At 64.6% G+C, this 24,039-nt stretch carries 23 protein-coding genes; 12 read left to right on the forward strand and 11 right to left on the reverse strand.

Annotation, left to right across the window (positions count from 1 at the left end; genetic code table 11):
- Positions 1-196: 196 nt before the first annotated feature.
- Positions 197-817 carry a lipoprotein insertase outer membrane protein LolB gene (gene lolB, locus QZT63_RS01175; RefSeq protein WP_290647849.1) on the reverse strand — a complete coding sequence of 207 codons (621 nt, stop codon included), beginning with the start codon at positions 815-817 and terminating at the stop codon, positions 197-199.
- Positions 814-2,565, reverse strand: coding sequence for a tetratricopeptide repeat protein (locus QZT63_RS01180; RefSeq protein WP_290647850.1), 1,752 nt, complete (start codon positions 2,563-2,565; stop codon positions 814-816). The genes lolB and QZT63_RS01180 overlap by 4 nt, the downstream gene beginning before the upstream one ends.
- Before the next feature lie 318 nt (positions 2,566-2,883).
- On the opposite strand from QZT63_RS01180, the gene hemA reads away from it, so the two are divergent.
- Together hemA and prfA are read left to right on the forward strand one after the other, a co-directional pair.
- Positions 2,884-4,176: a glutamyl-tRNA reductase gene (hemA, locus tag QZT63_RS01185; protein WP_290647851.1), complete on the forward strand. Its 1,293-nt coding sequence runs from the start codon at positions 2,884-2,886 to the stop codon at positions 4,174-4,176.
- A gap of 22 nt (positions 4,177-4,198) precedes the next feature.
- Positions 4,199-5,293, forward strand: a complete 1,095-nt coding sequence (gene prfA / locus QZT63_RS01190) for a peptide chain release factor 1 (RefSeq protein ID WP_290647852.1) — start codon at positions 4,199-4,201, stop codon at positions 5,291-5,293.
- A 7-nt stretch (positions 5,294-5,300) separates the two neighbouring features.
- Here the strand turns inward: prfA and QZT63_RS01195 are convergent, their stop codons facing one another.
- The 5 genes from QZT63_RS01195 to QZT63_RS01215 form a co-directional block, all read right to left on the reverse strand.
- The gene (locus QZT63_RS01195) at positions 5,301-6,152 is read right to left on the reverse strand and encodes a metal ABC transporter permease (RefSeq protein ID WP_290647853.1); all 852 of its coding nucleotides are present in this window, start codon (positions 6,150-6,152) and stop codon (positions 5,301-5,303) included.
- The gene (locus QZT63_RS01200; protein ID WP_290647854.1) at positions 6,149-6,910 is read right to left on the reverse strand and encodes a metal ABC transporter ATP-binding protein; all 762 of its coding nucleotides are present in this window, start codon (positions 6,908-6,910) and stop codon (positions 6,149-6,151) included. The genes QZT63_RS01195 and QZT63_RS01200 overlap by 4 nt, the downstream gene beginning before the upstream one ends.
- A complete protein-coding gene (locus QZT63_RS01205) occupies positions 6,907-7,776 on the reverse strand; it encodes a zinc ABC transporter substrate-binding protein (RefSeq protein ID WP_290647855.1) in 870 nt (289 codons plus the stop codon). The genes QZT63_RS01200 and QZT63_RS01205 overlap by 4 nt, the downstream gene beginning before the upstream one ends.
- Positions 7,777-7,964: 188 nt before the next feature.
- Positions 7,965-8,378, reverse strand: a complete 414-nt coding sequence (gene dksA, locus QZT63_RS01210) for an RNA polymerase-binding protein DksA (protein ID WP_290647892.1) — start codon at positions 8,376-8,378, stop codon at positions 7,965-7,967.
- Positions 8,379-8,587: 209 nt separating this feature from the next.
- Positions 8,588-9,685 (reverse strand): 3-deoxy-7-phosphoheptulonate synthase, encoded by a 1,098-nt coding sequence (locus QZT63_RS01215; protein WP_290647856.1) that lies wholly within the window; start codon positions 9,683-9,685, stop codon positions 8,588-8,590.
- 318 nt (positions 9,686-10,003) lie between these two features.
- Here QZT63_RS01215 and QZT63_RS01220 point away from each other — a divergent pair, with 318 nt between their 5' ends.
- Genes QZT63_RS01220 through moeB form a run of 3 tightly spaced genes read left to right on the forward strand, consistent with a single transcriptional unit; the run spans position 10,004 to position 11,871 of the window.
- Positions 10,004-10,270, forward strand: a complete 267-nt coding sequence (locus QZT63_RS01220) for a Trm112 family protein (RefSeq protein ID WP_290647857.1) — start codon at positions 10,004-10,006, stop codon at positions 10,268-10,270.
- Positions 10,271-10,273: 3 nt separating this feature from the next.
- Entirely contained in the window at positions 10,274-11,113 is an 840-nt protein-coding gene (gene prmC, locus QZT63_RS01225; RefSeq protein ID WP_290647859.1) for a peptide chain release factor N(5)-glutamine methyltransferase, read from the forward strand.
- Positions 11,110-11,871 carry a molybdopterin-synthase adenylyltransferase MoeB gene (gene moeB / locus QZT63_RS01230; RefSeq protein ID WP_366635505.1) on the forward strand — a complete coding sequence of 254 codons (762 nt, stop codon included), beginning with the start codon at positions 11,110-11,112 and terminating at the stop codon, positions 11,869-11,871. The genes prmC and moeB overlap by 4 nt, the downstream gene beginning before the upstream one ends.
- Before the next feature lie 105 nt (positions 11,872-11,976).
- Here the strand turns inward: moeB and hslO are convergent, their stop codons facing one another.
- Genes hslO through gatC form a run of 4 tightly spaced genes read right to left on the reverse strand, consistent with a single transcriptional unit; the run spans position 11,977 to position 16,096 of the window.
- On the reverse strand, positions 11,977-12,867 hold the full coding sequence (gene hslO, locus QZT63_RS01235) for an Hsp33 family molecular chaperone HslO (RefSeq protein ID WP_290647860.1): 891 nt from the start codon (positions 12,865-12,867) through the stop codon (positions 11,977-11,979).
- 3 nt (positions 12,868-12,870) lie between these two features.
- Positions 12,871-14,307 (reverse strand): Asp-tRNA(Asn)/Glu-tRNA(Gln) amidotransferase subunit GatB, encoded by a 1,437-nt coding sequence (gene gatB / locus QZT63_RS01240; RefSeq protein ID WP_290647861.1) that lies wholly within the window; start codon positions 14,305-14,307, stop codon positions 12,871-12,873.
- Positions 14,308-14,321: 14 nt separating this feature from the next.
- A complete protein-coding gene (gene gatA / locus QZT63_RS01245; RefSeq protein WP_290647863.1) occupies positions 14,322-15,782 on the reverse strand; it encodes an Asp-tRNA(Asn)/Glu-tRNA(Gln) amidotransferase subunit GatA in 1,461 nt (486 codons plus the stop codon).
- Between the two features lie 26 nt (positions 15,783-15,808).
- Positions 15,809-16,096: an Asp-tRNA(Asn)/Glu-tRNA(Gln) amidotransferase subunit GatC gene (gene gatC / locus QZT63_RS01250; protein ID WP_290647865.1), complete on the reverse strand. Its 288-nt coding sequence runs from the start codon at positions 16,094-16,096 to the stop codon at positions 15,809-15,811.
- A 267-nt stretch (positions 16,097-16,363) separates the two neighbouring features.
- Here gatC and QZT63_RS01255 point away from each other — a divergent pair, with 267 nt between their 5' ends.
- The 7 genes from QZT63_RS01255 to QZT63_RS01285 all read left to right on the forward strand — a co-directional run bounded on the left by QZT63_RS01255 (position 16,364) and on the right by QZT63_RS01285 (position 23,947).
- Complete coding sequence (locus tag QZT63_RS01255; protein ID WP_290647867.1) at positions 16,364-17,407, forward strand: rod shape-determining protein; 1,044 nt, start codon at positions 16,364-16,366, stop codon at positions 17,405-17,407.
- Positions 17,408-17,596: 189 nt separating this feature from the next.
- On the forward strand, positions 17,597-18,493 hold the full coding sequence (gene mreC / locus QZT63_RS01260; protein ID WP_290647896.1) for a rod shape-determining protein MreC: 897 nt from the start codon (positions 17,597-17,599) through the stop codon (positions 18,491-18,493).
- Positions 18,490-18,978: a rod shape-determining protein MreD gene (gene mreD, locus QZT63_RS01265; protein ID WP_290647869.1), complete on the forward strand. Its 489-nt coding sequence runs from the start codon at positions 18,490-18,492 to the stop codon at positions 18,976-18,978. The genes mreC and mreD overlap by 4 nt, the downstream gene beginning before the upstream one ends.
- Positions 18,979-18,983: 5 nt before the next feature.
- On the forward strand, positions 18,984-20,873 hold the full coding sequence (gene mrdA / locus QZT63_RS01270; RefSeq protein ID WP_290647871.1) for a penicillin-binding protein 2: 1,890 nt from the start codon (positions 18,984-18,986) through the stop codon (positions 20,871-20,873).
- Positions 20,866-21,993 (forward strand): rod shape-determining protein RodA, encoded by a 1,128-nt coding sequence (rodA, locus tag QZT63_RS01275; RefSeq protein WP_290647873.1) that lies wholly within the window; start codon positions 20,866-20,868, stop codon positions 21,991-21,993. Before mrdA ends, rodA begins: the two co-directional genes overlap by 8 nt.
- A gap of 89 nt (positions 21,994-22,082) precedes the next feature.
- Positions 22,083-23,081: a lytic murein transglycosylase B gene (mltB, locus tag QZT63_RS01280; RefSeq protein WP_290647875.1), complete on the forward strand. Its 999-nt coding sequence runs from the start codon at positions 22,083-22,085 to the stop codon at positions 23,079-23,081.
- Positions 23,081-23,947: a septal ring lytic transglycosylase RlpA family protein gene (locus tag QZT63_RS01285; protein WP_290647877.1), complete on the forward strand. Its 867-nt coding sequence runs from the start codon at positions 23,081-23,083 to the stop codon at positions 23,945-23,947. The genes mltB and QZT63_RS01285 overlap by 1 nt, the downstream gene beginning before the upstream one ends.
- Positions 23,948-24,039: the final 92 nt, after the last annotated feature.

Raw genomic sequence — 24,039 nt, forward strand, 5'->3', positions numbered from 1 at the left:
CGCCAGTGTCCTGTCCCGTAAATACGTTGCGAAAATTGGCGTGGATCCTGACGGTTCCTGGCAAGGCGCGCCGACGAGGCGTAGCGGGGACTACGGCGAGGAGGCGCAACGCCGCCAGGGGACGTCAGGGCCGCGACAATCGTAACGTTATTTGCGGGACAGGACACTAGTGTGATGCCGGCAGTCGTGCCGGGCCTCAAATGTCCTCGCCGTCCATTTTCCAGTCTCGGATATGGGCCCGCAGGCTGATGCCCGGCCCATCCATGAACAACCGCGCGGGCAGCTCCACGGAACCGCTATTTCTGTAGGCCGTGTACTCGATCGTCCAGCCCGCCTGTTCCATGCGCTCCACGCGACCATCGCTGTCGAGTTCCAGGGCGTCCACTGCCAGACGGGGCGCCGGAATTCCGCGCAGCCACCAGGGCAACACCTCCACAGGGAGATCCAGGCCGGTGTAGCGGCGCAGCAAATCCCCCGCATGACCGGCGCTGTCGGTGGTGCCGTCAGATGTGCGCAGTACAACCGCCTGCTCGTCACCCTGCAGCCGAAAGCTGCCGGCGCCCATGGGCGCGCGCATGTCCAGGCGATAGGCCTGGCCCACCTGACGCCACTCCATGCTCAGGCTGACGCTCTCATCGGCGGTGTTGATGCCCGCCCGGCCGATGGCTCTCCAGGTGGTCAAGGCCAGCAGCTGCTCGCGGCGCTCCTCGAAGCGTTCCTCCCGAAGTGTCTCATCGGGTTCGGGGACGGCGGCACACCCTGCCAGTACCAGCGCCAGCAGGACGGGCAGCCACAGTTGTGAAACCCATCGTTTCATTGGTCCAACTCCGCCGGAGCCAGCCGATTCAAGGTCTCCCGCAGCACCTCATGCCGAGGTTCGCGCTCCAGGGCCTCGCGCCATACCTGCCGGGCCCGCTCGCGCTCATCCAGTTCCCAGAGCACTTCACCCAGGTGCGCCGCGATCTCGCCGTCGGGCTGCCTGTCATAGGCCTTTTGCAGATACCGCAGCGCTTCGCGCGTGTTGCCGAGCCGGAAGTGCGCCCAGCCCATGCTGTCCAGGATGGCCGGATCGCCCGGTTCCTGGCGGTACGCCCGCTGCACGAGCTCAAACCCTTCCTCGTGGCGATCCGTCATGTCCACCAGTGTGTAGCCCAGGGCATTGAGTGCGTGCGTATGATCGGGATTCTGTTCGAGGATTCGGCGCAGATCGGCTTCCGCCTGCTCCACGTCATCCCGAGCCACCTTCAACAGCGCCCTGCCGTAGAGCAGATCGCTCTGATCCGGGTGCGCCCTTAGCGCTTCGTCGTAGAGTTCCGCCGCCTCATCCAGGCGGGCCGCGCGCCGCAACACCTCTCCTTCCATCAGGAAGGCGCGGATCGCGTGCTCCGGGTAACGAGCGCGAAACTCATCGAAGGCTTCCCGCGAGCGGGCGATACGCCCCTGGCCACCCAGGATCACTGCGCGCCGGAGTCCGGCCTGGTCCGCGTATTCACCGTCGACCATCCCGTACCAGTGGAGCGCGGCGGTTTCCTCGCCCTCGTCCTCCGCGATACGGCCGAGGAAATAATGGGCGGCGCCCAGGCGTTCGCCAAGGTCCACCAGTGCCAGAAAGTAGCCGCGGGCCTCCTCCGGGTAACCGGCTTCCAGGGTGAGCAACGCCGTGGCGTAGAGGGCGTCGGCGTTGTCAGGGCGCTCGGCGTGCAGGCGCTCGAATTCCGCCAGTGCCTTCTGCTCGTAACCGGCGTCGAGCAGGATGCGGGCGTAGTCCAAACGCAACTGCCAGTCGCCCGGGTGGGCCGCCAGCATCGCCTCGAGACCCTGCAGAACCTGATCAAGCTGGCCCATGGCGAGCAGGGCTTCCACCCGCAGTAAGGCCAAATCGCGGTCGTCCGGCTCCAGTGCCAGCCCGTCATCCGCCGATTCCAGCGCCAACGCCGGCTCACCGGCTCGCAGGGCGAGCCCTGCAAGCAGCCGATAGCCGGCGGGGTGACCAGGATACTCCTCCACCAACCCTTGAACGACCTCCAGCGCGACGCCACGGGCCTGCTCGGTTCCCAAAGCCGATTTGAGCCGCTCGAAGAGCTCTTCCGGCGGCTGCTCGTCCGCCACCAGCACGTGACGCAGGTGGTGTCCAGCGGGCTCGGCCTGCCCATCCCGCAGATACAAAAAACCGAGGATCTGGTGTAGCTGCACGGGGGGCTCATCCACCAGCTTCGCCCAGCGCTCCGCCGCTTCCAGCGCTGCTTCTTCCATTTCACTATACAAGGCCAGTTGTGTGGCCCGCTCGGCGATGCGGGGGTCGTCGGTGAGCACCATGGCACGACGCCAGGCCGCCACAGACTGCTCGATGTCGCCGGCGGCACCCGATAGCTCGGCCACGAGCACCTGGTACAGGAGATCGTCATCCGGTTCCGGCACGGGCTGGGCGTCCAGAACGTCGGGGCGGGGCTCTTCATGCTGCACTGCGGGTTGCTCGAAGGTGGCACACCCGGCAACGGCCAGGCACGCGGCAACCATCCAAGCGCGCGCCGACAGCTGCCAGCCGCCCCTGTGTTCAGCCGTCATCTGCACAATTCCAATACCACCTCGCCGACCCTACTCCACAGTACAAGTGTCTGTTTCTCGACGCCTACTATACCTTCACGCCCGCACGCGAGACAGGGCAGCAGCGCCGTGTGCTTGTATTGCCGTCGCGCATTCCCGACAATCGCCACGCTTCACCCCCCGCTCCGGCGGCGCGAACCACCAGCAACGCGGGAGTATCCGTGGCCGTCACATGCCCAAGCTCAATCCCCAATCGGGATCCTGCATTGAGTGGTGAGGTGGGCGGGTGCTGGTGCTGTATCATACAGACATCAACCGAATCGTCAGTCGGGACCATTTATGTCCGTGGAGACTTCCGGGTCATCGATGCCACTGCTCTCCCTTGGCCTCAACCACAAGAGTGCCCCCCTGGAGGTGCGGGAGCGGCTTGTCTTCGAGGGCAAGCATATGGGGCGAGCGCTGGGCGATCTGAAATCGCGCCCCGGTGTCCACGAGGCGGCACTCCTTTCCACCTGCAACCGCACGGAAGTCTATACCGTCCTGGCAGACCGCACGTCGCACAACACCGTCTTGCACTGGCTGGCGGAATCCCATTGCGTGGATCCGTCCTGGGTGCGGCCTTACCTGTACATCCACCAGGATGCGGAGATGGTGCGGCATTTACTGCGGGTCGCCCCGGGCCTGGATTCTCTGGTGCTGGGCGAGCCTCAGATCGGCGGTCAGACCAAGGCGGCGTACACCGAAGCCATGAAAGCAGGGACGCTGGGGCGGGTGCTCGACCGACTCTTCCAGCACGCATTCGCGGTCTCCAAGCAGGTCCGTTCTCAAACCGGCATCGGGTCCAATCCGGTATCCGTGGCCTTTGCGGCGGTCAGCTTGGCGCGGCAGATTTTCGGCAACCTTGGCGGCTACACGGGGCTGCTCATCGGCGCGGGCGAGACCATCGAGCTGACGGCGCGCCACTTGCACGAGCAGGGGATGCGCCAGTTCATCGTCGCCAACCGCAGCCGCGAGCGCGCACGCCAGCTGGCGGATCGGTATAACGCACAGGCCATTGACCTGGGTGCCCTGCCGGACTACCTGCAGCAGGCGGACGTGGTGGTCGCCTCCACCGCCAGTCAGCTCCCCATCCTAGGCAAGGGCAGCGTGGAGCGGGCACTGCGGCGACGCAAGCACCGGCCGATCTTCATGGTGGATATCGCTGTGCCGCGTGACATTGAGCCGGAAGTGGGCAACCTGCACGACGTCTACCTGTACACGGTGGATGATCTCCAGGAAGTGATCCAGGACAACATGCGCACCCGAGAGGACGCCGCCCGCCAGGCCGAGGAAATCATCGAGCTGCAGGTCGAGCGCTTCCAGGAATGGCGGCGCAGCCTGGAGTCGGTGCCGGTGATCCGGCGTTACCGCGATCAGGGTCTGGCACATCGCGATGAGGTGCTGGCACGGGCCCGACGCCGCCTGGCCCGCGGCGAGGACCCGGAAGCGGTCATGGAGTACCTCGCCCACACGCTCACCAACCGACTCCTGCATCAGCCGACGTCGCGGCTGCGGGAGGCGAGTGAGCGCGGCCGTGGGGACCTGCTGGACCATGGACGCTTTCTGCTGGGCACCGACGACGAACAGACCTGATTACAGCGAGGACAGAATACCGGTGAAGGCTTCGATTCACGACCGGCTGGAGCAGCTGCAGGAACGCTTCGAGGAACTCGGCGGTCTGCTGTCCCAGCCGGAGGTCATCCAGGATCAGCGGCAGTTCCGGGAGCGGTCCAAGGAGTACGCGCGGCTGGAGGCGCTGGTGGCCACGTTCCGGCAATACCGCCAGGCCGAGGGGGAGTTGGCCTCCGCGGAGAGCATGCTGCGCGATGACGACGACGAGATCCGGGCCATGGCCGAGGACGAGGCGCAATCGGCCCGCTCGCGCCTGGCGCAGCTGGAGAGCGAACTGGAGCTGCTGCTCCTGCCGCAGGATCCCAACGACGAGGCCAACATCTTCCTGGAGATTCGCGCCGGCACCGGGGGCGACGAGGCGGCGCTGTTCGCCGGGGATCTCTACCGCATGTACGCCCGCTACGCCGAGGTGCGCGGCTGGCGCATGGAAGTCATCAGCGAGAGCCACGGCGAGCAGGGGGGCTACAAGGAAATAATCGTCCGCATTATCGGTGACGACGCCTATGCCCGGCTGAAGTTCGAATCCGGCGCGCACCGGGTCCAGCGGGTGCCGCAGACCGAATCCCAGGGGCGCATCCACACCTCCGCATGCACCGTGGCGGTATTGCCCGAAGCGGATGCGCTCGAGGAAGTCGAGATCAATCCCAACGACCTCAAGGTCGATACGTTTCGCGCTTCGGGCGCAGGTGGCCAGCACATTAACAAGACGGACTCGGCCATCCGCATGACCCACCTGCCAACCGGCATCGTCGTGGAGTGTCAGGAGGAGCGCTCTCAGCACAAGAACCGCGCCAAGGCCCTGTCGTATCTACAGGCGCGGATCATGAACGCCCAGCGCTCACAGCAGGAGGCCGAGCAGACCGAGCAGCGCCGCTCCCTGGTCGGTAGCGGTGACCGCTCCGAGCGCATCCGGACCTACAACTTTCCCCAGGGACGCATCACGGATCACCGCATCAATCTCACGCTCTACAAGCTCGAGCACGTGCTGCAGGGGGATCTCGAGCCGGTAATCGGGCCACTCATCCAGGAACACCAAGCGAATCAGCTTGCCGCCATCGGCAAGAGCGACGGCCGGTAGCAGGAGGCTAGTCTCCTGGGCCGCCGACGGCCTGCCGGGCGTGGTAACCGGAGCGCAGCCAGTTCAGCGCGCGCACCACAACGAGCGCGGCGATGCCAAACAGCACGATGGCCGGGCCCGAGGGGAGGTCCAGCCAGTAGGAGCCCACCAGTCCGCCCGTGGAGGTCATCAGCCCGGCCAGGACGGCGACGGCAAGCACCATAACGAACCGCTGGGCCAGCATGAGCGCGATCATGGGGGGAATGGTGAATAGCGCAATCAACAGGATAATTCCAACGACCTGGATCAGCATGATCACCGACAGGGCGACGAGAACCAGCAGCAGCGTCGTCATCCGGCGCACCGGTATGCCCTGCACGCTGGCGAAGGTTTCATCGAAGGCCACGGCCACCAACGTGCGGTAGAACAGGGCCGTCACCCCGATCACCGCGCCTGTCAGCACCGCGAGCAGCTGCACATCGGCTCGGCTCACCGTCAGAATGTCGCCGAACAGGTAAGTCATCAGATTGGGTGCATAGCCCGGGGTCATGTGAATGAACACAATCCCCGTGGCCATCCCACCGGCCCAGAGGACACCGATCATGGCGTCCTGGGAACGCCCGCGGCCCTCCCCCAACCAGCCCAGCAGCAGCGCCGCCAGAATAGCAACCACCACGGCGCCGATCAGCGGATTGACACCCAGCCAATAGCAAAATCCCAACCCGGCAAAGGCCGCATGGCTGATACCCCCGGCAATGAACACCAGGCGTTTCACCACCACGAAAGTGCCGACCGTGCCCGCGAGGACGCTCGCCAGCACGGCCGCCATGAGGGCGTTGCGGGCAAACTCGTAGTCGAGCAGCGCCAGTAGTTCGCTCATGCGTTGACCGTGGCAGGCGTATGGTCGCGCAGAAGCCGGTGGGGCACGCCATGGGCGATGAGTTCGACCGGGCAGCCATAGGCTTCGGCCAGATCCGCGTGGCTGAGCTGACCCGAACCGTGGTAGTAGAGTTCTCGATTGACGCAGGCGATCTGCTTGACCTGAGTGGCAAAACCGGTGACATCGTGGGTGATCACGACAACGGGGATGCGCTGGTTGAGTTCGTTCAGGACCTCCCCGAGCACCCGGCGCGTTTGCGCATCCACCGACGCGGTGGGCTCATCGAGGAACAGGATTTGCGGCTCGCCCACCAGCGCCCTGGCAATCAATGCGCGCTGCAACTGCCCCCCGGACAGGTCGGCGATTGGTACGGCAGCGAGCCGCTCCAGGTGCAACCGCTCAAGGATCCGGTCCACGGCCTGATAATCGGCCCGGCGATACCGCCCGATCAGGCCACCGCGGCTCAGACGCCCCATGACCACGGCATCGCGCAAGCGCAGGGGGAAGTTCTTGTCGAAGGTAGAGAACTGGGGCACGTAACCGACCGCCCCCGGCAGCAGGCCGCTCGGCCAGTCGATGGAACCGCTCCAGGGTGTCGCCAGACCAAGGATCAGGCGCAGCAGCGTGGTCTTGCCGCCGCCGTTGGGGCCGATGATGGCGAGAAAATCCTGCGAACCGATGGTGAGATTGACATTGCGCAGCACGGCCTCGCGCTCATAGCCGAAGGTCACACCGCGGACGTCCAGTACGGCACTCATGAGCCCAGGGCCTCGTGAATGGCTTCGGACATGCGGCGCAGCGTGTCCGGCCAGTCCTCAGCCAGCGGATCCACCGTTTTCACCACGGCCTCGATTTCCTGGGCAATGGTCTTTGCACCACGCTGGGAAAAGCCCTTCTGCACGAAGATTACCCGTACATCTTCCGCTTTGGCTGCCTCGATGAACCGCGCCAGCTCGGCCGGTGACGGATCGCGTCCGCCGGACTCGATGGCCACCTGCTCCATATCGTAATCACGCGCGAAATAACCCCAGGCGGGATGATTGACAACAAACCGGCGCCGCTCCAGTGGCTCGAACCGTGACCGGATCTCCTCATCCAGCGCATCCACGTCGGTGATAAAACGCTCAAGCCCTGCGCGGTAGTCCGCTTCTCCGTCAGGGTCGGCGTCGATCAGGGCGTCGGCAACCCGTTCCGCCGCCGCGCGCATGATCCGGGGTGAGACCCAGAGGTGGGGGTCCGTCTCGCCATGGCTGTGGTCGTGGTCGTGTTCCTCATCCAGGCGCACCAGATCCACACCCTCGGAAAGAGCCACGATACGCACCCCGCGCCCCTGCCCCTCGACGTGATTCAGAAATCGCTGCTCGAACGCCAGATCCGGATGGCCGACCTTGAAATACACCTGCGCATCATCCAGCGCCATCATCCGCCGCGGTGAGAGCGAGAACGTATGGGGCGACCGCCCGGGCTCGATCATGATCGACACATCGACACGCTCACCCCCGATCGCCTCCACCAGGTAGCCCTGCGGCGGCACGCTGACCGTCACCGGCAACGCGCCCAGCAAAGGGCCATGGAGGCACAGCAGCGAGAGTGCACACAAGCGTGTCAACCAGGGAGCGTTCATGGCGGAGTGTCTGTCGCTGCGTCAATAATGCAATATGATAACATTATCGTAGCAGGTTGTCCTGCACGCCTGAACGGCGTCAGCATCATTTCCACTCAACGCAAAACGGGCTGCCACCGAAGTAACAGCCCGTTCATTTGCTCTACAAGCGTTCGCCGTCGATTCACGCCCGACGCGTGGGGGCGCCGTCAGGCAACGCGCTGCTTCTCCCGGATTTCCTCCAGCGTCTTGCAGTCAATGCACAGTGTTGCCGTCGGGCGAGCCTCAAGGCGCCGAAGCCCGATTTCCACCCCGCACTGCTCACAGAAGCCGTAATCGTCCTTGCGGATGGCTTCGAGCGTCTGGTCGATCTTGCGGATCAACTTGCGCTCGCGATCCCGGGTGCGCAGTTCCAATGCGAACTCCTCTTCCTGGGTGGCCCTGTCGGCCGGGTCCGCATAATTGGTGGCGTCATCGCGCATATGATGCACGGTCCGCTCCACCTCTTCCTGCAGCTGCCGTTTCCATGCGAGCAGTAGCTGGCGGAAGTGCTCCAGCTGTTCTGCGTTCATGTACTCTTCACCCGCTTGCTCCTGATAGGGGACGAAGTCCTCAACCGGCATCCTGTTCTTGATGTTCTTGTCGTTCATGTCTGCTTCCTCCGTCGTTCGAGCCCCGAGGGGCCAGCCAGACCCAATCGCCGCTGGCCGGACATCGGGGGGTAGCGCAAAGAGCCTACCTCATGGTGATCGCCCACCGACGAAATAGTTCGACTGTCCAGTGCCATCCAAGCTTGATGCCTTTATATCAGCGCCGCCCAAACAGCGCAAAATCAAGACCCTTGACCCATACGCTGCCCTAGCACGGGCCTTAACCGCTCGGCCATGTCAAGCACCACACGCTCCGTCGTCTCCCAGTCGATACATGCATCCGTAATGGATACCCCGTACTGCAGTTGAGAGACATCGTCCGGCAGCTTCTGGTTTCCCCAGTGGATATTGCTCTCGAGCATCATACCGACAAGTGAGCGGTTGCCTTCCGTGATCTGGTTCACGAGATTGTCTAAAACCAGGGCCTGCAGTGCAGGATCCTTGTTGCTGTTGGCATGACTGCAGTCCACCACGATGTTGGCAGGCAGCGCGGCTTCGGTGAGCTCTTGTTCGCACAACGCGACACTCACCGAGTCGTAGTTCGGTTTGCCACCGCCGCCGCGCAACACCAGGTGCCCGTAGCTGTTTCCTCGTGTGCGCACCACCGAGCATTGGCCCTGGTAGTTGATGCCCAGGAAGCTGTGCGGGTTGGCCACGGAGTGCAGGGCGTTGACGGCCGACTGCAGGTTGCCGTCGGTGCCGTTCTTGAAACCCACCGGCGTGGACAGACCACTCGCCATCTCGCGGTGCGTTTGCGACTCCGTGGTCCGCGCGCCGATGGCCGTCCAGGTGATGAGGTCGGAGATATACTGCGGTGTGATCGGGTCCAGGGCTTCCGTGGCGGTTGGCAAGCCCATCTCGGCGAACTCGAGCAGCAGCTCGCGGGCGTACTGGAGCCCTTCGTCGATCCGGAACGAGTCATCCATGTGCGGGTCGTTGATGAACCCCTTCCAGCCGACGGTCGTTCGCGGCTTCTCGAAGTACACCCGCATGATAATGAACACCGACTCCTTGACCTGGTCGGCGAGCGTTTTCAGGCGCCGTGCGTAATCGCGGGCAAGCTCCATGTCGTGAATCGAGCAGGGCCCTACCACGACAAACACGCGCGGGTCCTCCCGATCAAGAATTTCCTCCACGCATTTGCGGCCGACGAGCACCGTATCCCGGGCGCTTTCGGTCAGCGGCAGTCGGCGGTGCACCTCCTCCGGAGTGGGCAATAGGTCCTGAGAGAGAACGTTGATATCGTCAACCAAGCCGTTGACGGTCGCTGGATCAACCATGAGGGTTCACCTGGTTTCAAGAGCATTACAGAACCCGGCATCATAGCGAGCCACGCTCGAAATCGCTACGCTCACCGTGTTTGGCGCCACGACCGCAGCACGTTGCTGCCGCGAGTGAATGTGTTGCCCGACATCGATACCCCGGCCCCTGTCGAGAATGGCGCCGGCTCCGGGGTCGACATCAGTCCGGCCAGGGGGCGCATGTGGCCGAGGAAGTCGTCGCCGGCTGTCCAGCGCGGTATCATCACGCCGATGGTGCAACCACCGTGCGAAAACGCCCGGGCAATGATCAACCTTTCATGGAGACTAGGCATTAACATGGCCATCGATCGCAAGCTGCTGGATATCCTCTGCTGCCCGGTGACCAAGATCCCGGTGGAGCCGCTGCCCAAGAAGCGCCTGGACGAACTAAACGCCCTGATCGAGGAGGGGCGAGTGCAATACCAGGACGGTACGGCGGTCACCGGCCCGGTCACCGAGGCCCTGATCACCGAAAATGGCGAGCGGATCTACCTTGTCGAGGACGGCATTCCCGTCATGCTGGAGGAGCGCGCCATTACCGCGCGCGCCTTGGGCTGGATCTAACCCGTGAGCGAGACAGCCACCAGCTTGCTCCGCGAGGCGCGCACGCAGCTGCCCGGCCGCGAGGGCGACTGGCTGCTGATGCATGTCACCGGAGCGGACAGGGCCAGGCTGCAGCACGACGGCGATCGGGCGCTGCCCGCAGCGGTCACGGCCAGGTTCCGGGCGCTGATGCAGCGTCGCCTCGACGGGACACCGCTGGCCTATCTGCTGGGATCGCAGCCCTTTCGAACCCTGGAGCTCATGGTGGATGAGCGCGTCCTCATCCCTCGCCCGGAAACGGAAGAACTGGTGGCGCGCGCCCTCACCCGCCAGCCGGCGGATGCACCCATCCGGGCACTCGATCTGGGCACGGGCAGCGGCGCTATCGCCCTGGCCATGGCCGCCGAACGCCCGCACTGGATGATCAGCGCCGTGGAGGCAAGCCGGAACGCCCTGGCGATGGCCCAGGCCAACGGGGAGCGCTTGCAGCTCCGGGTGCATTGGCGTGCCGGGGACTGGTTCGCCCCGTTGGCGGCACAGACCTTCGAGCTGATCGTCAGCAACCCGCCGTACGTGGCCGAACAGGATCCGGACTTGGACGCGGAGGTGGCCACCCATGAGCCGCCCGCGGCGCTGCTTGCAGGCGCCGACGGCCTGGACGCCATCCGGATCATCGCCGCCGATGCTCCGCGTCACCTGCGTTCGGGCGGCTGGCTGGTACTGGAGCACGGCTATCGGCAAGGCGGGGCAGTCCGGGAGGTGCTGCGCGAGGCGGGATTCAACGACGTCCAGACAACCCGGGACAGCCAGAGGCAGGAGCGATTCACCGAAGGCCGTTATGAGCGAAAGAGCGCCGATGGATGATGGATGATGCCGGTCTGCTGCGTTACAGCCGCCAAATCATGCTGCCCGAGGTCGACATGGCCGGGCAGGAGGCCTTGGGCCGGGCGCGGGTGCTGATCGTCGGGCTCGGCGGGCTCGGCTCGCCGGCGGCGCTGTACCTGGCTGCCGCGGGGGTCGGTCATCTTACCCTGGCCGACGATGACCACGTGGACCTCACCAATCTCCAGCGCCAGATTCTGCACGGGACCGCTGACCTCGAGCGTGCGAAGACCGACTCGGCCCGGGACAGGCTCCATGCCTTGAATCCGGACCCTGCCATCGAGCTGATCGGGGACCGGCTGCAGGGGCGGCGCCTGCACGACGCTGTCGCTGCCGCCGATGTGGTGCTCGACGGCACGGACAACTTCGAGACCCGTTTCGCCGTCAACGCCGCCTGCGTGGCGGCCGCAACACCACTTGTCTCCGGCGCGGCCATCCGCCTGGAAGGCCAGCTGGGCGTGTTCCGGCCGGACCTGCCGGAGGGCCCCTGCTATGCTTGCCTGTTTCCACCGGAGCGCGACACCCCCCACGAGACCTGCAGCGAGACCGGCGTGCTTGGCCCCGTCGTGGGCGTCATCGGCAGCCTCCAGGCCACCGAGGCGATCCGACTCATCACCGGCTTCGGCACGCCGGCAACCGGGCGCGTGACGCTCTGGGACGCGCGTACAGGGGAGTGGCGAAGCTTTACCGTGACGCGGGATCCGCAGTGCAGTGTGTGCGGGGATACGAGCGGGAAATGATGCGCCTTGCGGCGCGCTTGGTTTGACGGTGCATTACGCCTGCGGCTAATGCTACGCCTGTGGCCCACCTCCGAGGATAATCGAAGGGGGTGGAGAAGTGCGTCGTCAATGCTGCGTGTTATCGGGCGGGTCGATGCTGCCACCGCTGAAGAGCTGCTCAACGTCCACCGCATCGAAGCGATAGGTGGCGCCGCAGAACTCACACGCCGCCTCGATCTCGCCCTGCTCCGCGACGATGCCCTGGGCCTCCTCATAGCCGAACCCCTCCAGCACCGCCGCAACGCGCTCCCGTGAGCAATGGCAATTGAACCGCACCGGCTCGGGCTCGAACAGGCGGATGTCCTCCTCGTGGAACAGCCGCCCAATGATCTCCCGAGGACCCAGCCCCAGGAGTTCCCCCTCGGTGATGGTTGCCGCCAGGTGCTCGGCGCGGTTCCAGGCGTCGGCATCCTCGCCGGCGTCTCCGGGCAACCGTTGCATGAGCAGTCCTGCCGCCTGCTGCCCGTCGCAGGCGAGCCAAACGCGGGTGGGCAGCTGCTCAGACTGCGTGAAGTAGGTCTCCACCGCCTCGCCCAGACGCTCCGCTTCCAGCGGCACGATCCCCTGGTAGCGGTCGTCGCTGTCGGTCGGATCGATGGTGATGGCCAGGTAGCCCTGCTTGCACATGCCGTTCAATGGCTCGTCCAGTTCGATCGACGCCGCATCCTCGGTGTGGCGGGCGACCGCCCGCAGCTCCTGCTCGTGGGTGGCACTGGCCACTAGCATGGGCAATGTGCCCTCGCCCTGCAGCTGGAGAATCAACGAGCCGCGAAACTTGAGAACGGACGACAGCAGGCCCGCGGCGGCCAGGGCCTCGCCGAGAACCCGGATAATGACTCCGGGGTATTGGTGGCGTGCCAGCACCTCCTGCAGCGTACGATCCAGCTGGATCAGCTCGCCACGCACATTGGCGTGTTCGAAGACGAACCGGTGGAGTTGGTCGGGAGCTGCGGGCATGAATCAGCTCGCCAGCTTCTTTTTGAGCAGCTCATTGACCTGGGCCGGGTTCGCCTTGCCCTTGGAGGCCTTCATCACCTGGCCCACGAAGAAGCCCAGCAGCTTGTCCTTGCCTGCCTTGTACTGCTCCACCTGCCCGGGGTTGGCGGCGATGACCTCGTCAATCATGGCCTCGATGGCGCTCGTGTCGGTGACCTGCTTGAGGCCGTGCGTCTCGATCACGGTGTCGGCATCGCCCTCGCCGTTCCACATGGCCTCGAAGACTTCCTTGGCGATCTTGCCGGAGATGGTCTCGTCGGTGATGCGCTTGATCATGCCGCCCAGCATGGCCGGGGTGACCGGGCTTTCGGTGATATCCAGGCCCGCCTTGTTCAGCGCCCCGGAGAGCTCTCCCATCACCCAGTTGGCCGCCAGTTTGCCCTCACCGCCGGCGGCTGCCGCGACCCCTTCGAAGAAATCCGCCATCTCGCGGCCGGCGGTCAGGATGGAAGCGTCGTAGGCGGTCAGCCCGTACTGCGCCATGAAGCGCTGCTTCTTGGCGTCCGGCAGCTCCGGAAGCTCGCTACGGGCGGCCTCGATCATGGCCTCGTCGATCTCCAGCGGCAACAGGTCCGGGTCGGGGAAATAGCGGTAATCATTGGCCTCTTCCTTGGTCCGCATGGAACGGGTCTCGCCCTTGACCGCGTCGAACAGGCGCGTTTCCTGGACCACGGTGCCACCGGATTCGATCAGGTCGATCTGGCGCTCCACCTCGTGCGCAATGGCCTGCTGCACAAAACGGAAGGAGTTGACGTTCTTAACCTCTGCGCGGGTGCCGAACTTGTTGGAGCCAGCCGGACGCACGGAGACGTTGGCATCGCAACGAAACGAGCCTTCCTGCATGTTGCCGTCGCAGATGCCGAGATAACGCACCAGCGAGTGGATCTTCTTCATATAGGCCACGGCTTCCTGGGGCGAGCGCATGTCCGGCTCGGAGACGATCTCCACGAGCGGTGTGCCGGCGCGGTTGAGATCAATGCCGGTGACACCCTCGAAGCCTTCATGCAGGGACTTGCCGGCGTCTTCTTCGAGGTGCGCGCGGGTCACGCCGATGCGCTTGGTCGTGCCGTCATCGAGCTCGATGATGACCTCGCCATCATGGACGATCGGCAGCTCGTACTGGCTGATCTGGTAGCCCTTGGGCAGGTCCGGATAAAAGTAGTTCTTGCGTGCGAACACCGAACGCGGGGCAATGGAGCACCCGGTCGCGAGGCCCAGCTTGATGGCCATATTCACCGCGCCCCCGTTCAGCACTGGGAGCACGCCGGGCAGCCCCAGATCCACGGCACAGGCCTGGGTATTGGGCTCCGCGCCATAGTTGGTGGACGCCGCAGAGAAAATCTTGCTGCGGGTGGCAAGCTGGGCGTGAATCTCCAGCCCGATGACCGTTTCCCATTCCATCGTCTCGTACCCTCTTACGCGAACGCCTCGGGAGCCCGAGTGTGCCAATCGGTGACCTGCTGGTAACGGTGCGCGGCGTTCAGCAGCCTGCCCTCGTCAAAGTAGTTGCCGATCAGCTGCAGCCCCACCGGACGCCCATTGGTGAAGCCCGCCGGAATGGAGATGCCCGGCAGGCCCGCCAGATTCACGGCGATAGTGTAGATATCCGACAGGTACATTTTCACCGGATCGTCGGCGCGCTCACCGATGTTGAACGCCACCGTGGGCGAGGTGGGCCCGAGAATCAGATCCACCTCCTCGAAGGCACGCATGAAATCGTTCTTGATCAAGCGCCTGATCTGCTGGGCCTTCCGGTAGTAGGCATCGAAGTAGCCGGCGGACAGCGCATACGTGCCCACCATGATGCGCCGCTTCACCTCGGCGCCAAAGCCCTCACCACGTGAGCGCTTGTAGAGATCCTCCAGGTCCCGCGGGCTCTCGCAGCGGTGGCCGAAACGCACGCCGTCGAAGCGGGAGAGGTTGGACGAGCACTCCGCGGGCGCGATGACGTAATAGGCGGGCACCGCCAGCTCGGTGTTGGTCAGGCTGATCTCGCGGAATTCAGCACCGAGCTTGCGGTATTCCGCGATGGCCGCGTCGATGACCCGGGCGACCTCGGCGTCGAGGCCGTCACCGAAATACTCCTTCGGCAACCCCACCCGAAGTCCGTGAATGTCTGCGCCAAGTTGCTCGCTGTAACGGGGCACAGGCCGATTCACACAGGTGGAGTCGCGCTCATCGAACCCCGCCATGGTCTCCAGCAGCAGCGCGCAATCCTCGGCCGTACGCGCCATGGGGCCGCCCTGGTCGAGGCTGGAGGCAAATGCGATCATGCCATAACGTGACACGCGGCCGTAGGTGGGCTTCAACCCGGTGATGCCGCACAACGCCGCGGGCTGGCGGATCGAGCCGCCGGTATCCGTCCCCGTCGCCGCTGGAACCAGCCGCGCGGCCACTGCGGCCGCCGAACCGCCCGAGGAACCGCCGGGCACGGCGGAGGTGTCCCAGGGGTTTTTCACCGGACCGTAGAAACTGGTCTCGTTGGAAGACCCCATGGCGAACTCGTCCATGTTGGTCTTGCCGAGCGACACCATCCCCGCGGCGTTGAACCGCTCCACCACATGGGCGTTGTAAGGGGCGATGAAATTGTCGAGCATGCGTGAGCCGCAGCTGGTCCGCACGTCGCTCGTGCAGAAGATGTCCTTGTGGGCCATGGGCACGCCCGTAAGCGGCGCGGCCCCGCCAGCCTGCCGGCGCCTGTCGGCATCCCGCGCGGCCGCTAGCGCCTGGTCCTCGGTCACGGTGATGAACGCGTTCAACTCGGCGCCGGCACCACGGATGCGGCTCAGGCAGCTGCGGGTCAGCTCTTCACTGGAATAGCGACCCGCGGCGAGGCCGGCGGCCAGTTCGGCGACGGTCTTACTGGTATCGGACACGATGACTGCCCCATTTCGTTGGACGGTTACTCGATGACGCGGGGGACGAGATACAGGCCCCCTTCCACCTGCGGCGCGACGGCCTGGAAACGCTCGCGCTGGTTCTCCTCCGTGACGACGTCTTCACGCAGGCGTTGTGGCATCTCCAGGGGGTGCGCCATTGGCTCAACGCTGGAGGTGTCCACTGCGTTCATGGCCTCCACGAACGCGAGAATGTCGGAGAGGTTGCGGGCATAATCGGAGAGGTCGGCTGGATCGACGTTCAGCCGTGCCAGGTGCGCAATCTCGGTCACTTGCTCGTTGTTCAGGGACATGAATTACCTCAATCCGGCTTTCCGGAAAACGGGGATTGTCGGCGAATCGCCGCGTGATCGCAAACGTGACCTGGTCGGCAAATCCCGATGATTACGGGCTTCAGCACCATCGGTCGGCTTGCCGGAGTCGGGGTGCGCTGATAGATTAGCGAGCTTCTCGCGCCAACACCGCAGAACTAAAGCACCGACCGTGGCGACCAGCGCCCGGCACGCGTCCGGGCACCCAAGTGCAGGCGTTTCATCGGGATAGAATACCGGGACCCAGCAATGTTCAAGGGCATTCGTGGACTTTTCTCCAACGACCTTTCCATCGACCTCGGCACGGCCAACACGCTCATCTACCTACGCGGCCAGGGTATCGTCCTCAACGAACCGTCGGTGGTCGCAATCCGCCAGGATCGCGACGGTGGCTCGAAGACGATTGCCGCCGTCGGTGCTGAGGCGAAAAGCATGCTGGGGCGCACCCCGGGTAACATTCGCGCGATCCGGCCCCTCAAGGACGGTGTCATCGCCGATTTCACAGTCACCGAGAAGATGTTGCAGCACTTCATCAAGAAGGTGCATGAAGCACGCTTCTTCAAACCCAGCCCCCGGGTACTGGTATGCGTCCCCTGTGGCTCCACGCAGGTGGAACGCCGGGCCATCAAGGAGTCGGCCGTTGGCGCGGGGGCACGGGAGATCTACCTCATCGAGGAACCGCGGGCGGCGGCGATCGGGGCCAACATGCCCGTGGATGAGGCGCGCGGCTCCATGGTGCTGGACATCGGCGGCGGCACGTCCGAGGTTGCGGTGCTGTCGCTCAACGGTATCGTCTACTCGGCATCCGTTCGCATCGGCGGTGACCGCTTCGATGAGGCCATTATCAACTATGTGCGGCGCAACTACGGCATCCTGATTGGCGAATCCACGGCCGAGCGCATCAAGCACGAGATCGGCACGGCCTTCCCCGGCACCGAAGTACGCGAGATCGACGTCAAGGGGCGCAATCTGGCACAAGGCGTGCCGCGCAGCTTCACGCTGAACAGCAACGAAATTCTGGAGGCCCTGCAGGAGTCCCTGTCGGGCATCGTGGGTGCAGTCAAGACGGCCCTGGAACAGACACCGCCCGAACTCGGCGCGGACGTGGCCGACCGCGGCATCGTAATCACCGGCGGCGGAGCACTGCTGCGCAACATTGACCGCCTGATCATGGAAGAGACAGGCCTGCCGGTGGTTGTGGCGGACGACCCTCTGACGTGCGTCGCCCGCGGCGGAGGGCGCGCCTTGGAGCTGATGGACGAACAGGGCCTGGATCTGTTCACCGTCGATTAGGGACGGTGTCCAGCGCTCAACCGAACAGCCCGGCAGGCTTATGCGTGACCTGATTCACGGATCATCCTCCGTTACACTGGAAGTCTTAAGCACGCTGGTCCTGAGCGAGTCGGGCCTCCCTGGTGTGAGGTTTCCCGGGCTGCCTGCGTCAACCGTGTGTAACGACGAGAATAACGGACGGGGATTACCATTAAGCCATTATTCGCTGAAGGCCCATCGGCAACGACCCGGCTGATCCTGCTGGTGCTGCTATCAGCGGGCTTGATGATGCTCGACCATCGGGAGCACCTGACGGAGCCGGTGCGCTCGTCGATCCAGACGGCCGTTCACCCCGTGCATTATGCGGTCAACCTTCCTTTCGACCTTGCGGGCTTTGCCGCCGAACGTCTGGCCCGCCGCTCCGCGCTGATCGAGGAAAACGCGCGGCTGCGTGACCAGCATCTGCTCTACGAGGCCCGCCTGCAGCGATTGGACCAGCTGGAGCGGGAAAACATCCGCCTGCAGGGGCTTCTGGGCTCATCCTACGAAGTGGAAGAGTCGGTGCTCATCGCCGAGCTCATGCGCGTGGACCTCGACCCTTACCGCCACATCATCCGTGTGGACAAGGGCACGCGCAGCGGCGTCTTCACCGGGCAGCCAGTCATCGACGCTGACGGCGTCATGGGGCAGGTGGACAGCACCAGCCGCTCCAGTTCGGTGGTGCGGCTGATCACTGACCCGAGCCACGCCATTCCCGTCCAGGTCAACCGTAACGGGCTACGTTCCATCGCGTTCGGCAGTGGCAATCTGCGCGAACTGGATCTGCCACACCTGCCCAACAATGCCGATATCCAGGCTGGCGACCTGCTGGTGACGTCCGGCCTGGCGGGTCGCTTCCCGCGGGGCTATCCGGTGGCTGAGGTGACCAGCGTGGAGCGACAGCCCGGCGAGTCATTTGCACGGGTCACAGCACGGCCACTGGCGCAACTCGACCGCAGCCGCGAGATGCTGCTGGTCCGGCCACGCGAGCAGCGGGGATTCGATGACGATGAGCTTGAGGCGCTGCAGGAGATCGAGGAGCTCGCCCGGGAGGATCCGCTTCGATGACGCTCGCGCCGCAGCGCGGGGGCTGGGTCATTTTTGCAAGCATCGTGGTGGCCTACATGCTGACGATTGTCCCCCTGCCCGAGTGGGGGCGTCTCGCTCGTCCGGAATGGGCAGCGCTGGTACTGATCTACTGGTGCATGGCGGTTCCCCATCGGGTGGGGGTGATTGTCGCCTGGCTTGTGGGGCTGGGCCAGGACGCCGTCCAGGCCACGCTATTGGGCCAGCACGCCCTGGCCTACGCGATTATGGCTTACCTTGTGCTGCGGCTACACCAGCGTATTCGCATCTATCCATTGCCCCAACAGGCGCTGATCGTGTTGCTGCTCCTGCTGCTCGTCCATGTCATTCAGGCCTGGATCAGCGCTCTGGTGGATCAGCCCACGCCTGGAATGGCGTACTGGCTTCCGCCTGTCGTGGGTACCCTGTTATGGCCGTGGATCTTTATCCTCATGCGCGGCGTGCGGCGCCGCTTTAGCGTGCAGTAGCGGAAATGGCGATCAGTGGCAACGGCAACGGCAACGGCAACAAGCTCCAGGACAAGGGCCAGGAAAAGCGCCACTTCACCCGGCGAGCATTGCTTGCCGGCGCGGGCGTGCTTGCGCTGATGGGTCTGCTGGGCGGGCGCATGGGTCAGCTGCAGGTCGCCGGGCACCAACGCTACGCCACCCTGTCCCAGGCCAATCGCGTCAAGCTGGTGCCCATCCCGCCCAACCGCGGGCTCATCTATGACCGCAACGGCATCGTCCTGGCCGAAAACCGGCCCAACTTCCAGCTGCTGGTGACGCCGGAACAGGTCCAGGAGATGGATCAGACACTCAAGGGGCTGCGCCGCGTCCTGGATATTTCCGATGTCGAGCTGGAGCGCTTCCGGCAGCTGTTGGCCCGTTCGCGCCGCTTCGAAGCCCTACCGCTCAAGGTCCGCCTGACGGAAAAAGAGGTGGCGGCCTTCGCCACGAACCGCCATCGCTTTCCCGGCGTGGAGGTGGAGGCACGCCTGAGTCGGTACTACCCGCACGGGCCACACGCCGCCCATGCCATTGGCTACGTGGGGCGGATCAACGCGCGTGAACTCTCACAGGTCGACACTCGGCGCTATGGCGGCAGTAGCCATATTGGCAAAACCGGCACTGAACTTCACTTCGAGGAACGCCTGCACGGCGATGCGGGCCTGGAGCGGGTGGAAACCAACGCCCTTGGGCGCGTGATTCAACCCTTGAGCCGTCGGGCGCCAATACCGGGCGACGACGTGGTGCTGACCCTTGACAGTCACCTGCAGCGCGTCGCGGAGCAAGCGCTCGGCGAGGAAACCGGTGCGGTGGTCGCCCTGGACGTCGACAACGGAGACATTCTGGCCTTGGCCAGTACGCCGTCGTTCGACCCGAACATCTTCGTCAATGGCGTCGACCGCGCCACCTACGCCTCGCTCCAGGAGAACCCAGAGCGGCCACTGTTCAATCGCGCGATCCGGGGCCAGTATCCGCCCGGATCGACGATCAAGCCCTTCGTTGGCCTCGCCGGCCTCGAGCATGGCACGTTCGACCCGGAGCAGCGCGTGTTCTGCCCCGGTTATTTCAGTATCAATAATGTCGATCACCGCTGGCGTTGCTGGCGCCGGCGCGGCCATGGCCCCATGGATTTCGCTGACGCCATGGGCCAGTCCTGCGACGTCTACTATTACAAGCTGGGCTATGAGCTCGGGATCGACCGGATGGCGGCGTTTCTGGAGCGCTTCGGCTTCGGTCGCAGTCCGGGTGTCGGGCTGCCCGGCGAACGTGCTGGCATTCTCCCGTCGCGGGAGTGGAAGCGGACGGCCCGCGGCGAGGGATGGTTCCATGGCGAGACCATCATCACGGCAATCGGCCAGGGCTATTTCCTGAGCACCCCGCTGCAGCTCGCCCACGGCATGGCCGTACTCGCCAACCGCGGCAGCGCCAGGCCACCGCGCATCCTGCGCGCCATCCACGACGCCGACACCAGTGAAACCAGCGAGGTGGAGCTGGCGGAGTCGCAACGGTTGGTCGATCTGAGCAGCGGCAACCATTGGGACCGCCTGATGGACTCACTGGTCGAGGTGGTACACGGACAACGTGGCACGGCACGGGGGATCAGCTCGGGGCTTGACTACCGGATTGCCGGCAAGACCGGCACTTCCCAGGTGTTCAGCCTGGGGCAGGACGACGAGTACGATGCGGCCGAGCTGGAACGTCGCCTGCGCGACCATGCCCTGTTCACCGCCCTCGCCCCCGCAGAGGCGCCGCGCATCGCGATTGCGGTGCTGGTGGAGCATGGCGGCAGTGGCGGCGGTGTCGCGGCACCGATAGCAAGACAGGTTATGGACGCCTATATGGATGGTGCAGGGGCGGGATCGCGCGATGTCTGAGCTGGCCGATCCGGTGAGGCGCTCGCGCAGACACTCAATCGTGCAGCGGATCCTGCATCTCGATGTGCAATTGATCACCGCGCTGCTGTTACTCTCCGGTGTTGGCCTGGCCATTCTCTACAGTGCCACGAACCAGTCCCTGGACGCGGTGCACAACCAGCTGATGCGCATGACGATGGCGTTCACCGCCATGGTGGTGATGGCGCAGATTCCTCCGGATGCGCTGCGACGTTGGAGTCCGCTGGTATTCCTGGGCGCGCTGGCCCTGCTGGTGCTGGTGCTTCTGGTGGGCACAGTCGGTCAAGGCGCCCAGCGCTGGTTGGACCTTGGCCTGGTCCGGTTTCAGCCCGCGGAGGTCATGAAGCTGGCCATTCCCATGGCGGTGGCGTGGTACATCAGCATGCGCCCACTGCCCCCAACGCTGCTGCAGGTGTTCACGGCCGCGGTGGCCATCGCCATTCCAACAGGGCTGATTGTGCTGCAACCCGACTTGGGGACGGCGCTACTGGTCAGCGCGTCGGGATTCTTCGTCCTGTTCCTGGCCGGGCTTCGGTGGCGCGTCTTGGTCACGGCGCTCCTGTCCTTCGCCGCGCTGATCCCCGTCTTTTGGCTGTTCCTCATGCGCGAATACCAGCAGCAGCGCGTGCTGACGCTGTTCGACCCGGAACGTGATCCGCTCGGTACGGGCTATCACATTATTCAATCGACCATCGCCATCGGCTCTGGGGGCATGTTCGGCAAGGGTTGGCTGAACGGAACGCAGTCGCAGCTCGAGTTTCTCCCGGAGCGCAACACCGACTTCATCTTCGCCGTATTTGCCGAGGAATTCGGGCTCATGGGGGCGCTGCAACTGCTGGCGTTGTATCTGTTTATCATCGGGCGCGGCCTGTATATCGCCATCAATGCGCAGGACACCTACAGCCGCTTGCTGGCCGGCAGCCTGACTCTGACATTCTTCGTGTATGTGTTCGTCAACATCGGCATGGTCTCTGGCCTTATGCCAGTCGTCGGCCTGCCACTGCCGCTCGTCTCCTACGGCGGAACGTCGATGGTGACGCTGATGGCGGGCTTCGGTATTCTCATGTCGATACACACCCATCGGAAGCTGTGGGCGTCCTGAGACGGGCCCGGGCCCGCCCGTTTCCGGGCCATTGGGCATTCGGTACACCACGGGTGATAGACCACCGTCCGTTTCGAGAGCCACGGTTCATGCGCAAACTGTCCGCACCAGTAATGCTCGCCGTGATCCTGCTGGCCCCGGCCACCGGTATCCCCAGCGACACGCCGATTACCCGTGATATTCCCGGGCTGCAGGCGTTCGTGCACGACGTCTCGGAGCGTCATGCCCTGGAGCCCGAGAGGGTCGAGCGGGTGCTCGCCGACGCCCAGCACCAGCAGGACATCATCGACGCCATCACCTCGCCAGCGGAAGCGCTACCCTGGCATCGATACCGCTCGATCTTTCTGCAGGAGGACCGCATCCGCGACGGTGTCTCCTTCTGGGATGAAAACGAAGAACTCCTGAGCCGCGTCGCCGATGAATACGGCGTCGACCCCGCCATCCTGGTGGCAATCATCGGCGTGGAGACCCGTTACGGCGAGCATTCTGGGCGCCATCGGGTGCTGGACGCGCTGTTCACCCTCGCTTTCGATTACCCACCCCGCGCGGATTTCTTCCGCAGCGAGTTGGAGCACTTCCTGCTGCTCACCGAAGAAGAAGGGCTCGACCCGTTCGAGATACGCGGCTCCTACGCCGGCGCGATGGGCATGCCGCAGTTCATAGCCAGCAGCTATCGGCACTATGCCGTGGACGGCAGCGGCGATGGCCGGCGCGACCTCATGAACGATGTCGCCGACGCGGTAGCCAGCGTGGGCAACTACTTCAGTGAACATGGCTGGCGCGCCGGCGCACCCGTTGTCGCCCCCGCCAACGTCGCGGACGACGCCGATACGCACGCCTTTACCGGTGATGGCATACGGCTCACAACCACGGTCGGCGAGCTCCGAGAAGCCGGCATCGATCCCGAGGCGGAATTCCGTGATGATGCACAGGCCCTGTTTCTGGAGCTGGACGGCGCGTCGGGGGCCGAGCACTGGGTCGGGCTGCGTAACTTCTACGTGATCACCCGCTACAATCACAGCCCATTGTACGCGCTGGCAGCCTTCCAGCTGGCTGAAGCGATACGCGATGAATGGGAGGCTCGCTGATGGTGCGCTTGCTGTGGATTGCCTTGGTTGCCGCCTTCCTGCCCGCCTGCGCCACTGAGTCCGCGAACCAGCCGCCCCCGGCGCAGGAGCGCGAATCGGACCGCGGACCCGAGATACCCCCGGATCTCAGTGGACTGAACGAGCCCGAGCCGCGCGACGAGCCGTTGAGCCAGTACGGCAATCCGACAACGTACGAGGTCTTCGGTCGGCAGTATGCGGTCATCGACCCGAAGGATGCCCACGGCTTTACCGAGGAGGGGATAGCCTCCTGGTATGGCAAGAAATTTCATGGACGCCGCACCTCCAGCGGCGAGCCCTACGATATGTACACACTGACGGCGGCCCATACACAGCTGCCCTTACCCACCTACGTCAGAGTGACGAATCTGGACAACGACAAATCGGTCATCGTCCGGGTGAACGATCGCGGCCCGTTCGCCCGTGAGCGCGTCATCGACCTCTCCTATGCGGCAGCGGATCGCATCGGCATGATCGACAAGGGGACGGCCTCGGTAAGGATCGAGGCCCTGAGTGTCACCTACGACCCGAGCGCACCGAGGCAGGCGAATAGCGCCGACGAGGCCCCCGGCCATGCGGCGCAGACCCACGTAAAGGGACAACCAGCACAGTCCGCGCTCGCTCACGGGCGCCTGCTCCTCCAAGTGGGCGCCTTCTCTGAACAGGCCAATGCCGAGGCCGCAAAGAACCGGCTGCGCCACCATGACATGGGCTCCGTGAGCATCTCGGAAAATGGCGGCACCTATCGCGTACGGGTGGGCCCGGCCGAGTCCCTTGAAGACCTCGATGCCATGGCGAGAAGGCTTCGGGACGCCGGCTTCAACGAAAGTTACGTCGTCACGGATTGACCATGCATGAAGTGCCGTTGCCTTCACGGTACACCGCCCCCGTTGCGGCAGGGGCATGTTATTCTTCTGCGCCACCTGTGACTGCCCGAGCG

It is taken from the genome of Aquisalimonas sp. (assembly GCF_007120195.1).
Classification (GTDB): Bacteria; Pseudomonadota; Gammaproteobacteria; order Nitrococcales; family Aquisalimonadaceae; genus Aquisalimonas.